General features: G+C 45.0%; 13 protein-coding genes. 2 read left to right on the top strand and 11 right to left on the bottom strand.

The genetic code is table 11. The features are described from left to right. Nucleotides 1–21 precede the first annotated feature (21 nt). On the top strand, nt 22–546 hold the full coding sequence (locus C1X04_RS02870; protein ID WP_110575945.1) for a peroxiredoxin: 525 nt from the start codon (nt 22–24) through the stop codon (nt 544–546). 95 nt (nt 547–641) lie between these two features. On the opposite strand, the gene C1X04_RS02865 is transcribed toward C1X04_RS02870, so the two are convergent. The 3 genes from C1X04_RS02865 to C1X04_RS02855 all read right to left on the bottom strand — a co-directional run bounded on the left by C1X04_RS02865 (nt 642) and on the right by C1X04_RS02855 (nt 3,650). Further along, nucleotides 642–1,877, bottom strand: a complete 1,236-nt coding sequence (locus C1X04_RS02865; RefSeq protein ID WP_110575947.1) for an FAD-binding oxidoreductase — start codon at nt 1,875–1,877, stop codon at nt 642–644. Nucleotides 1,878–2,035: 158 nt separating this feature from the next. Then, nucleotides 2,036–2,518, bottom strand: coding sequence for an Hsp20 family protein (locus C1X04_RS02860; protein ID WP_137169119.1), 483 nt, complete (start codon nt 2,516–2,518; stop codon nt 2,036–2,038). Between the two features lie 181 nt (nt 2,519–2,699). Further along, a complete protein-coding gene (locus tag C1X04_RS02855) occupies nt 2,700–3,650 on the bottom strand; it encodes a LysR family transcriptional regulator (RefSeq protein ID WP_110575951.1) in 951 nt (316 codons plus the stop codon). A 174-nt stretch (nt 3,651–3,824) separates the two neighbouring features. On the opposite strand from C1X04_RS02855, the gene C1X04_RS02850 reads away from it, so the two are divergent. Further along, entirely contained in the window at nt 3,825–4,481 is a 657-nt protein-coding gene (locus tag C1X04_RS02850; RefSeq protein ID WP_110575953.1) for an NAD(P)H-dependent oxidoreductase, read from the top strand. Between the two features lie 98 nt (nt 4,482–4,579). On the opposite strand, the gene C1X04_RS02845 is transcribed toward C1X04_RS02850, so the two are convergent. The 8 genes from C1X04_RS02845 to hutU all read right to left on the bottom strand — a co-directional run bounded on the left by C1X04_RS02845 (nt 4,580) and on the right by hutU (nt 12,114). After that, complete coding sequence (locus C1X04_RS02845) at nt 4,580–5,116, bottom strand: DUF924 family protein (protein WP_110575955.1); 537 nt, start codon at nt 5,114–5,116, stop codon at nt 4,580–4,582. Between the two features lie 318 nt (nt 5,117–5,434). Continuing rightward, nucleotides 5,435–5,674, bottom strand: coding sequence for a DUF2442 domain-containing protein (locus C1X04_RS02840; protein WP_110575957.1), 240 nt, complete (start codon nt 5,672–5,674; stop codon nt 5,435–5,437). Nucleotides 5,675–5,711: 37 nt separating this feature from the next. Beyond that, on the bottom strand, nt 5,712–6,002 hold the full coding sequence (gene nadS / locus C1X04_RS02835) for a NadS family protein (RefSeq protein ID WP_110575959.1): 291 nt from the start codon (nt 6,000–6,002) through the stop codon (nt 5,712–5,714). Continuing rightward, nucleotides 5,999–6,316, bottom strand: a complete 318-nt coding sequence (locus tag C1X04_RS02830; protein ID WP_110575961.1) for a type II toxin-antitoxin system RelE/ParE family toxin — start codon at nt 6,314–6,316, stop codon at nt 5,999–6,001. The genes nadS and C1X04_RS02830 overlap by 4 nt, the downstream gene beginning before the upstream one ends. Before the next feature lie 249 nt (nt 6,317–6,565). Beyond that, nucleotides 6,566–7,381: an N-formylglutamate deformylase gene (gene hutG, locus C1X04_RS02825; protein WP_110575963.1), complete on the bottom strand. Its 816-nt coding sequence runs from the start codon at nt 7,379–7,381 to the stop codon at nt 6,566–6,568. 14 nt (nt 7,382–7,395) lie between these two features. Beyond that, nucleotides 7,396–8,616 (bottom strand): imidazolonepropionase, encoded by a 1,221-nt coding sequence (hutI, locus tag C1X04_RS02820; protein ID WP_110575965.1) that lies wholly within the window; start codon nt 8,614–8,616, stop codon nt 7,396–7,398. A 14-nt stretch (nt 8,617–8,630) separates the two neighbouring features. Beyond that, complete coding sequence (gene hutH / locus C1X04_RS02815; protein ID WP_110575967.1) at nt 8,631–10,169, bottom strand: histidine ammonia-lyase; 1,539 nt, start codon at nt 10,167–10,169, stop codon at nt 8,631–8,633. A gap of 253 nt (nt 10,170–10,422) precedes the next feature. Further along, nucleotides 10,423–12,114, bottom strand: a complete 1,692-nt coding sequence (hutU, locus tag C1X04_RS02810; protein ID WP_110575969.1) for a urocanate hydratase — start codon at nt 12,112–12,114, stop codon at nt 10,423–10,425. Between the last annotated feature and the right edge of the window lie 217 nt (nt 12,115–12,331).

Here is a 12,331-nt window from a genome sequence, read left to right as displayed (position 1 = left end):
TACTAAGGAAAAGGAAAAAACATGATCTCTAATGTACCAAGTGTTGTCTTTAAAACTCGTGTTCGCAATGAAGAGCTAGGCGGACCAAACCCATTCGAGTGGAAAGACGTTACTACTGCCGACTTGTTCAACAATAAAAAAGTCGTTGTTTTCTCTTTACCAGGTGCATTCACTCCGACTTGCTCAACTTCTCACCTACCTCGCTATGAAGAGCTTTACGAAGAATTCAAAGCGCAAGGCGTTGATGCGGTCATCTGTGTCTCTGTAAACGATGCATTCGTTATGTTCCAGTGGGGCAAAAGCCAAAACGCAAAAAATGTTTTCCTTCTACCTGACGGCAACGGCGACTTCACACGTCAAATGGGCATGCTGGTTAAGAAAGACAACCTAGGTTTTGGTATGCGCAGCTGGCGTTACTCTATGCTTGTCGAAAACGGCGAGATCAAGAAAATGTTCTCTGAACCAGGCTTCCAAGACGACGCTCCAAGCGATCCATTTGAAGTATCTGATGCCGATACCATGTTGAACTACTTGAAAAGCAACTAATTCACATTAAGACGATTTCAGAGTTTTTCTGAAATCCGTTAACATGGGAAATAGAACAGAAGCAGACGTTTTAACAAGCGTCTGCTTTTTTATGGTCATGACAAACGATTAATCGGTAAAAGCGCATCTAGCAACTCACTTCGCTCCCCTTCAATCGCTTGAACTAACAACTGAGAGGTTGTCGGACCAAGCGTAAAACCTTGATGTCCATGCCCAAAGTGGAACCACAAGCCTTTATGATTAGGCGCTTCACCCACAAGCGGCAACATGTCAGGCATACATGGACGCGTCCCCATCCATTGCGGTTCTTCTACCTGCTCACCTAAATCAATTATGCCGTTAAGCGCTGCCGCTCCACGTTTAAGCTGTTTGGTGTCCATTGGCGCATCAAGTGACACCAAGGCCGCGCCTGTTGTCACTCTTAACCCTTTCACCATGGGCGCTGCCAGTACGCCATTTGCCACGTCTAAGAAGGGGCGTTGAAGCGTTTTTGGTGCATTAAAATGCCCGTGATAGCCACGTTTGTACACCATAGGAATTCGATAACCAAAACGCTTTAATAGCTCTGGCGACCAAGGCCCAAGCGCGACAACAACTTGCTCAGCATGAAGCTCACCTTCACTGGTAAGTATTTTCCATCCCTGCGTGGTATGTTGCAAAGTACGCACGTCACCCGTAACAAAACGACCGCCTCGCTTGATGAACAAATCCCCATACGCTTGGGTCAATCCTCCCGGTGAAGAGCAACTCCAGCTTTGGGTGTAATGCACAGCCCCCGCTGGCGTTTTTTTCAGCGCAGGCTCTTCTTTCATATAGCTTTTGCCGTCATAAACATTCGACGTCACACCATATTCACGTAGCAGAAAATTGGCCTTTTTAGAGGCTTTTTCAAATTCCGCCTCGTCTCTATGTAACATGACAAGACCGCAGCGTGAGATCAAATCTTCAGACTCGGAATCACGAATTAAAGGAGCATGATCTGCCGTGGAACGGATGGTTAATTGAGAATGAATACGAGAAATCTTGGCGTGTTTTTCGGATGACGAATGACGAAAATATGACCATAAAGCAGGCAGCATTGGTAACGCCCCGCTCATTTTCCAAGTCACATCGTTACTGATTTCCAGCGCATATTTGAACAAGGTTGCCATATCTCGTGGTAACGCATAAGGCTCAGCAGCCTCTACTTGAATCATGCCTGCGTTGCCGTAACTCGTTTCTAACCCAGCACCAGTTCGATCAACAATGGTTACCTGATGACCTCGCGCCTGCAACGCCAACGCACTGCTCACTCCGACCATTCCTGCGCCTAACACAAGAAACTCCGCCATATCCCTTCCTCGACATCATTCCAATGAATTTTTTACTCTCAATACTATAGCAAGATCAAGTATAGATGAGCCAAACGACATTAGAGAGAACAACACAAACAAAAACAAAAAAGGGCCGTGATTTCTCACAGCCCTTGAGCTTAATAAGCGATTTTTGCTTACGCTACTTTAGACTTACTTTCTCTTGAGTCGTCTTTTTGATGCTCAAGAACCCCATTACTTGCTTGATTAATCGCAATGCTTCTTGGTTTCATTGCTTCGGGGATTTCTTTCACCAAGCTAATGGTAAGCAGCCCATTTTTCAGCACAGCATCGGTCACCTCAACATAATCAGCAAGGTTAAACTTGCGTTCAAACGAGCGGTTCGCAATGCCTTGATGGAGATATCTGTGCTCACCAGAATCCGCTTTATCACCACGGACCGTCAGCACATTTTTTTCCACCTTAATATCGAGATCGCTTTCTTCAAACCCCGCTAAAGCAAGTGAAATAGCATAGCGGTTATCATCGACTACTTCGATATTGTAAGGTGGGTAACCAGCAGAAACATTGTCGGATGTTAGCGCACTGTCAAGCAACGACGCCAAACGATCAAAACCAATGCTACTGCGATAAAGTGGGGTAAAATCAATTGAGTTCATAATAATTCCTCCTAATTTGAAGCAAAATACTAATCATCAAAAGTCGTAACCAACTTCTCATTCAGACGAAGCGGTCACATTATGCAAAATAGGATCGACAAGAAAATTTTCAAGCACTCTTTATAGAAAAAAAATTCCTATATAAATAAATATTTTTTATGAACAACTACTTTTAGCTCACTCACTCTTTCAACACGCTTTGTTCCAAAAATCCCTGCTCCACCAATTGGGTCAAAAGCGCCTTAGTACGCTCTCGAAACATATCACGCAATAAACGCACCGTTGGCGTAATAGACTGACGACTTGGGCTTATCAACCAAAGCTCAACTTGGGAAATTTTATAATTCGGCATAAGAGAAACCACTCGGCCAGCAAGTAGATCATTGGCAATATCTAACGAAGACTTTATCGCCACACCTTTTCCAGCCACACACCAACGCCTAACTAAATCACCATCATTCGCAGCACAATAGGCTTTCGGCTTAATCTTATAAGATCGTTCCACGTCTGACTCTTTACATGAGAAGTGCCAGGTATCGTTCAAAATGCCTTGCAGCTGATAAAATAAGCCTTGGTGATTAAGCAAGTCTTTTGGCTGTTCCGGCGTCCCCTTTAATTCAAGATAACTTGGGCTAGCAACCAGCAATCGAGGCACATTACAGATTTTAAAACCATACAAATTGGAATCTGCTGGCGCGCCATAACGCAGAGCGATATCCAAGGCATCTCGATAAAAGTCGACATTACTATCGCTAACATGCGCTCTTAAAGTCACTTGTGGATGTTGCTTCATAAAATCATCTACCCAAGGAATAGCAATATTGCGCCCCAGATCAGATGAAACAGCCAAGCGAATTTCACCACTGATAATATCCAAATCGTTATGAATAGTTTGTTTTGCCTGATCCAACATAGACATAGCAGCAATACACTTGGGCAAGTAACGCTCCCCCGCACTAGAAAGGCGTAAATGACGCGTGGTGCGCACAAACAACTCAACACCAAGTGCGGCCTCTATTCGCTTAACAGCAGCACTGGCTGTCGCAATTTGCATGTCTAAATGCGTGGCTGCAGCGGTAATACTGCGAAACTCTGCGACCTTAAGCACGACTCGAAGATCTTCAAGTTGCATGGATTTAGCCTCTATTGGATAAGAAAAACATCACTCATTATCAATTAATATTTGATAATAATTCAATGAAAACCCTGTTTTTCATTTAACTGAGCCTCGTTACTATAGCGCCATTGAATTGAGCGACTCTAACTTTTTAGGGTGCCAAACAGTTTTACTTATTTTGGAGAGAACATGTCACACCAGATTATTACTGATCTAGAAAACCGTCATACGGCAAAACATTACGACGCTTCGAAGAAAATTTCTCAAGCTGACTTAGACGTTATCTACGAAGCAATGCGCCTGTCCCCTTCTTCTATTAACTCGCAGCCATGGAAATTTATCGTGATTGAAAGCGACGCTGCAAAACAACGTTTTCATGACACCTTTGCAAACAAATTCCAGTTCAACCAAAAGCACGCCAAAGATGCGTCACACATCATCCTATTTGCTCACAAAACGCACTATAGCCGCGATGATTACGCAAAAGTTGTCGATAAAGGCATTGAGGATGGCCGCACCAAACTTGAAAACAGAGAGCAAGCTTTCGGCGGTTTTGTGTTTGCAGAAATGCACATGGACGATAACGGCAACAACGCGGCATGGACAAAGTCTCAAGTTTACATCGCCCTTGGTAACGTCATGCACACGGCAGCGCGCCTTGGCATTGACTCCACGCCAATGGAAGGTGTTGATCCAGAATTAATCGGAGAAATTTTCAGTGCAGAACTGGAAGGCTACCAATGCGACGTCGCCCTCGCGATCGGTTATCACCACAAAGACGAAGACTACAACGCCGCATTGCCAAAATCGCGCCTAGCTATGGAAGACGTAGTCACCGTACTTTAAAGCCTCTTTAAAAAGCAAAAAGAGCAAACCATGAAAGTGACTTGCTCTTTTTTTATACTTAAAAATATCGCACGCAAAATAAGCTAAATATAGAGTTTTTAAAAACTAGAATTCGGTTCAACCAAAAATGCCAACTCTTCAGGAGAAGATTGTCGACCTAAAATGGCATTTCTGTGTGGATAACGACCAAAACGATCCACAATTTTTTTGTGTTTTAGCTCAAAATCCAGATTATTTACTATTCCCAAATCTCTAAATAATTTGACTGCTTCTTCATGAATCACGACGGATTCACTGTGCATAAAGGGCATATATAAAAAGCTACGTTCAGTTGGTGTTAGTTCTTTGTCGAAACCATTGGAAATAGCCACTTGAGCCAACGCCAAAGCCATTGGATCAACAGCAAAGGATTCTGGCTGATCGCGGTAAATATTACGTGAGAATTGGTCCAGTATGATTATTTCGGCCAAGGCGCTTTTAGGAGAATGACGCCAAGCGGACAGCTCACTCTGAACCGCTTGTTGATGAAGTTTGCCAAATCTAGTGATGATTTTATTATCAAAGTCGATGTCCTTCTGAAACCATTGCTTTGGTTCAATATCATCAAACCAAAAGTCCAAAACATCTTGATACATAACGTCAGCCTCGCACTTACAGAGTAACTAAAAATATAGTGGTTAGAACTGTTAAATTCCAATCACTGTATTTTTTATATCGTAGGAAAACTAAAGCTTAATCGCCATTAACACCTTAATCACGTCTGCAGCTGCAGCCAGCGGAACAAAACTCAACTTCAAAGCCCGTTTGTTCATGCTGCATGTATCACAACAACTCGACATGACACGTTTATCCGCTCAACAACAAGATGCGCCTCGAACGGCCGAAAGGCAGGGTCAAATAGAATGCTTTGTACATCAATGATCAGAGCGGAAGATTTATGGAGATCCTTTAGATCACTTAAAAGGTGCACTTAATACATACAGCGTATCTTTACTGAAGTCCTGTTCGTGAGGCCATTGAACACCACCAAACGCCACTGAGACTTGCCTAAAGTAATTCTTATCCTTTAGCTCTTGGAAAATACCTTTCTCCAAAAAAGGTGACACATCAAACACACGAACATCATTATTCTCAAACGTAAGTCTGAGAATATAAGAGTCCATTGGTTCAACAGCAGTAACTTTGGGGTTCATAAAGCACACTTATCTAAGAGGGTTTATATTACGTGAGCTAACCATGCAGCGCTTTCAGCGCATACTCTGGGTCGGCATCGACGATTTTAAGCAAAGCTCGTGCTGGTCCAGTTGGGTGACGGCGACCTTGCTCCCAGTTTTCTAACGTACGTTTACTGACACCAAGCAAGTTAGCAAAACGACTTTGACTTAGGCCTGTTTTGGTGCGAATAGCCTTCACTTCTGGGTCTGCAAATTCCGTAATTCGTGCCGCTATATTTTGGCCTTTTATGATGCTATCGGCTTGTTGTACGCTTTCCAGCAATTCATTGAACATGTCGTCATTCATTGTGACCACCTTTCTACTATTTGTCTTAGCGCTTTGGTTTGCGCATCGGTTAAGTTTTCTTGTGTGTTTTTAGGAAAAATATACATCATGTAAAGCTGCTCATTCTCAGTCATCCAGTAATAGATGATTCGTATGCCACCCCTTTTCCCACGACCGTCCACAGACCAGCGAATCTTCCTTAAACCACCACTGTTTTTAATCAACACACCAAGATCTGGCTTTATAACCAAAGCTTCCTGCAATTCCTTGTATTCATCGTCGCTCATTATTTCATTAATAAGTTTGGTGAAAATGGGTGTTTCAACAATTACCATGATATCTCCAAATTATACGCCAATGGCGTAATTTGTCGATTAATAATTGAACAACGATTGACAACAGCAGAAGACGCTAAAAAATAGCCTTTGAACATATAAGAATTCCTTTTCTTATAAAATTTGATACAACAACAATGACACGCCATTACACTATCATCAAGGGAGAAGAGGCCAAATGCCATAAAAACAAAAATCCCCATGCCGTTTTCACAACATAGGGATTCTTAAGCTATAAAACAGCTGAGGCTAAAAACGAATGTGCTGACAAGCCTCAATCACGTCTTTCAGCTGCTGCATAATGTAAGGACGTTTGTTCTCGTCGAGCTGGTATTCCGATTGTTTTGCCAGTTCATCATTAATGTAAGTCGCTTGAGAAAGCTCGAGCTGAATAGCATGAATTCCCTCACTTGGTTGACCGAAATGACGAGTGATATAGCCGCCTTTAAAACGCCCATTGAGTACTTGCGTGTAGTTCGGTCGCAGTATTTGCGTGACGACATTGGCAAGGTCTTCGTGGCATGACTTGCCTTCGTTTGTCCCCCAGTTGAAATCAGGAAGTTTCCCATCGAACAACATCGGCACTTCGGCGGCGATACTGTGTGCGTCGAACAAGATTGCGTAGCCGAATTTGGCTTTGAGTCGAGCGAGTTCTTGCTCAATCGTGCCATGATATGGCGTCCAAATATGCTCTTTACAAAACGCTTTGTGTTCGTCACTTGGCGCTTTGCCTTCCACAAAGACGGGACTGTCTTCAAACAAAATATCAGGGAACAAACCTGTCGTTTTAGTGGTGTAAAGCGGCTTATCATCATAAGGACGATTCAGATCGATGACAAAGCGAGAGTAATTTGCCTTGATACAACCTACTCCCAATGACTCTAAGAAGTCATAAAGCTCAGGTATAAACCAATCCGTATCTGGTAACTTTTTGGCTTGATCGGTCAGTCCTGCTTGTACTTCCGAGGTTAAATTTAACCCTGAGTGCGGCATACTCACCAATAACGGCGAATCTCCTTGGCTAAATTCAAATGCAGGCACAGTTAATGATGCATGCGTGGTCATTATACGATCTCCCCTTAGCTACTTTTACCTTCATAAACCCTTTCTTTTACTAAGTTGCCTCCCAACCAATAGCTTAGCTCGCCAGGACTTTCTACGTCCCAACACACAAAGTCGGCAACTTTTCCAACTTCTAAGCTACCATGAGACGCTTCCATTCCCAATGCTTTTGCAGCGTGAATCGTCGCGCCAGCAAGGGATTCTTCGGGGGTTAGAGCAAATAAGGTGCAAGCCATGTTCATCATCAGTCGAAGCGATAACGCGGGCGAGGTTCCAGGGTTTGCATCCGTAGCTATCGCCATGGGCACACCATATTGGCGCAGCAAGGCGATCGGTGGGCGTTGTGTTTCTTTTAGCGTGAAAAACGCGCCCGGCAATAACACAGCAACCGTGCCCGATTCTGCCATGGCTTTTACGTCTGATTCTTCAATAAATTCAATATGATCCGCTGACAAAGCCTTGAAAGACGATGCCATAGCAGTGCCGCCTAACGAAGACAATTGCTCCGCATGGATTTTCACCGGCAAGCCTAGCGAGTCAGCTGTTTTAAAATAGCGTGCGACCTGTTCCGTGCTAAAGGCAATACCTTCACAGAAGGCATCAACCGCATCCGCTATGCCAAGCTCGGCAACTTTTGGTAAAACGGTGTCACAAAGATAATCAATGTACGCGTCTTTGTCGTCAAATTCTGGCGGCATAGCGTGGGCAGCCAAGCAGGTGCGCTTCACCGTCACGGGAAACTGTTTGCCAATATCCGTCGCCGCATTCAGCATTTTCAGCTCTGATTCGAGGGACAGACCATAACCAGATTTGATTTCAACTGTGGTCACGCCGTCCGCCATTAGACTTTGCAAACGACGCGATGCACTGGCGATTAATTCCGCTTCGCTGGCATCACGAGTTGCCTTAACAGAGGAAGCAATGCCACCTCCCTGCTTGGCAATCTCCTGATAACTTACCCCATTCAATCGTTGTTCGAATTCACCTGCTCGATTACCACCAAACACAAGGTGCGTGTGACAATCGATCAAGCCTGGCGTAATCCAACCGCCCTCTAACTCATGCTCTGTTTGAGCCTCATAGACGGGCAGATCTTGCGCTTCGCCAATCCAAACGATACGCCCGTCGACAACACCCATCGCTGCGTTTTCAATCACGCTATACAAGCCATCTTTCATGGTAGCGATATGAGCACCGCGCCATAAGCTGTCTAACTTCATTGGAGTATCGCTTGTCATAACTTTTCCTTTTCTTAAACCGCTAAACTTGGCAACAAACCTTCTGGCATAACGTCGTTATGCACCGCTTCCAACAACAGCTCATTGGCTTTTTCGATGTCAGTCGCGAAGTAACGGTCTTTATCATAGAAAGGCACACGAGCACGCAGTGTTGCACGAGCATTTTCTAACCGTTTGCTAGACTTCAATGGCGCACGGAAATCCAAACCTTGTACGGCAGATAGAATCTCTACAGCCAAGATACCGCGAGTATTTTCCGCCATGTCTTTCAAACGGCGTGCCGCAAAAGTCGCCATAGAAACGTGATCTTCTTGGTTCGCTGATGTTGGTAAGCTATCAACAGACGCAGGGTGTGCGTAGGTTTTATTCTCGCTCGCCAAGGCCGCTGCCGTTACTTGCGCAATCATGAAACCAGAGTTCACACCACCATTGTCTACTAGAAATGGAGGCAGTTTGCTCAAGTTACTGTCGATCAATAACGCCATACGACGCTCAGACAAACTACCAATTTCGGCAATCGCCAAGGCAAGGTTATCGGCCGCCATAGCAACCGGTTCTGCGTGGAAGTTACCACCAGAAATGATGTCGCCTTCTTCTGCAAACACCAATGGGTTGTCCGATACGGAATTGGCCTCGACACACAGTACTTTTGCTGTGCTACGAATTTGTTCAAGGCATGCGCCCATCACTTGCGGCTGACAACGCAGAGAGTACGGGTCTTGGACTTTCTCACAACCTTGGTGAGAATCGCCTAGCTCTGATGTTTCCCCCAATAGATGACGATACGCTGCTGCAGCATCTATCTGTGTTTGATGACCACGTACTTCATGAATTCGCGCATCAAATGGGCTACGGCTACCAAGCGCCGCTTCCACAGACAAAGAGCCACACACAACAGCAGAAGCGAACAAATCTTCCGCTTCAAATAAACCTTCTAAGGCAAACGCAGTTGATGCTTGCGTACCGTTTAGCAACGCCAAACCTTCTTTAGGCGCTAAAGCAATTGGCTCAAGCCCTGCGATAGACAAAGCCGCTTGGCCAGAGATTACTTCGCCACGATAGCGAGCTTTGCCTTCTCCCAATAGAATCGTACTCATATGCGCCAACGGTGCTAAATCGCCCGATGCGCCTACCGATCCTTTCTTCGGAATGCATGGATACACTTCTTTATTAATCAAAGTCAGCAAAGCTTGAATCACTTCCAGACGAATGCCCGAGAAACCACGAGCCAAGCTGTTTACCTTCAGCGCCATGATCAATTTAACGGTTTTGTCTTCCATTAATTCGCCAATGCCCGCCGCATGAGACAACACAATGCTGCGTTGTAACTCGTCTAAATCTTCTGGCGCGATACGTGTATTCGCCAACAACCCAAAACCAGTGTTAATACCGTATACCGTGCGGTTTTGTGCAATCACATCGTTAACCACTTGTGTGCTGGCGTGAATCGCAGGGAAAGCGCTTTCGTCTAGGGCCAATTTAACGTGACGACGGCTGATTTGACGCAATTCATTCAGCGTCAATTGGCCTGGTTTTATGGTTAATTCAAACATGGTGTTCTCCAGTTTCTAAGCGATGTTCTGCAATATTATTTTAAGTTTTTAGTTATTGATTTAATGAACCACATCGCCCTACGGGGCGAGGTATCGGTGTTTCATAGGACTAACACTAAGTTATGTACATACGTCATTCCCGCGAAGGCGGGAATCAATTACTTATGGTCATCGAAAATAACCCTATTTATACAACACCACTGGTTTCCCGCCTTCGCGGGAATGACAATCGTGGCTATGGTTATGAAACGCCTTATTTTTTACCAGTAATCATTGGCAAGTTAAGCCCCTGCTCTTTCGCGCAATCGATGGCAATATCATAACCTGCATCCGCATGACGCATCACACCGGTCGCTGGATCGTTATGCAACACGCGAGCAATACGCTCAGCCGCATCGTCACTGCCATCACACACAATCACCATGCCTGAATGCTGAGAGAAGCCCATCCCCACACCGCCGCCGTGGTGCAAAGAGACCCAAGTCGCGCCAGAAGCTGTGTTTAACAACGCGTTCAATAGTGGCCAATCCGATACCGCATCAGAGCCATCTTGCATGCCTTCTGTTTCACGGTTTGGGCTGGAGACAGAACCAGAGTCCAAATGGTCACGGCCGATAACAATCGGGGCAGACAACTCACCGCTACGAACCATTTCATTAAAGGCTAGGCCAAGTTTCGCACGTTGACCAAGACCCACCCAACAAATTCGTGCTGGCAAACCTTGGAACTGAATACGTTCACGGGCCATGTCTAACCAGTGATGTAGATGCTCATCATCAGGAATCAATTCTTTTACTTTGGCATCGGTTTTGTAAATATCTTCTGGATCACCAGACAAAGCGGCCCAACGGAAAGGCCCAATACCACGACAGAACAAAGGACGAATGTAAGCAGGGACAAAGCCTGGGAAATCAAACGCATTTTCTACGCCTTCTTCCATCGCCATTTGACGAATGTTGTTACCATAATCAAAGGTTGGAATGCCCATTTTTTGGAAGTCCAACATGGCTTGAACGTGTTTCGCCATGGACTGTTTCGCGGCTTTTACAATGGCCTGAGGTTCTGTCTGAGATTTTGCTCGGTATTCTTCCCAACTCATGCCTAATGGCAAGTAGCCGTTTAATGGATCGTGGGCCGAGGTTTGGTCTGTCACCATGTCTGGGCGAATACCACGTTTTACCATTTCTGGTAGAATTTCGGCCGCGTTACCGCAAAGCGCGATAGACACAGCCTTGCCTTCTGCGGTGTATTTTTTGATACGTGCCATAGCGTCGTCTAGGTCTGTCGCTTGCTCGTCAACATAGCGAGTACGAAGGCGGAAATCAATGCGGCTTTGCTGACATTCGATGTTCAATGAACACGCACCAGCCAAGGTTGCCGCTAAAGGCTGAGCGCCGCCCATGCCACCAAGACCCGCTGTTAATACCCAACGACCCGCTAACTTGCCATCGTAATGCTGACGACCGGCTTCAACGAAAGTTTCGTAAGTACCTTGCACAATGCCTTGGCTACCAATGTAAATCCAAGAGCCCGCTGTCATTTGGCCGTACATTGCCAAACCTTTCGCGTCCAACTCATTAAAGTGTTCCCAGTTGGCCCAATGTGGCACTAGGTTTGAGTTCGCTATCAGTACTCGTGGTGCGTTGCTGTGGGTTTTGAATACGCCTACTGGCTTACCCGATTGCACCAACAAGGTTTCGTCTTCTTCTAGCTCTTTTAGGGATTCAACGATTTTGTCATAACACTCCCAATCACGCGCTGCACGACCGATACCGCCGTAAACCACCAATTCTTCTGGGTTTTCAGCCACATCAGGATCTAGGTTGTTCATCAACATACGCATTGGCGCTTCTGTAAGCCAAGATTTGGCGGTTAATGTCGTTCCTGTTGCGGCTTTCACGACACCAGCGCGGTAACGTTTTTGAGCGAGTGTTTGTTTAGTCATTTTTTCACCTATCAAAGAATGTCTTTTTTATTCTGCTTAAAGGAAGATTTAACGAACATGTATATACAATTAACATTAAGATAAAATCTAATTTTTATAGATGCAAGCCATTTTTTAAAATAGATCGAGTAAAAATCCACATAAATGGGCAAAGCATCACTCATGAAATGAAAAAAACCTTAAGAAACAACCACAAAATACACAGTAGAATTACAAG

Origin of the sequence: Marinomonas sp. FW-1, from assembly GCF_005222245.1 — a bacterium.
Classification (GTDB): Bacteria; Pseudomonadota; Gammaproteobacteria; order Pseudomonadales; family Marinomonadaceae; genus Marinomonas; species Marinomonas alcarazii.
Note: the sequence above shows the minus strand (reverse complement) of the source record. Positions and strands in the feature narration are given on the sequence as shown.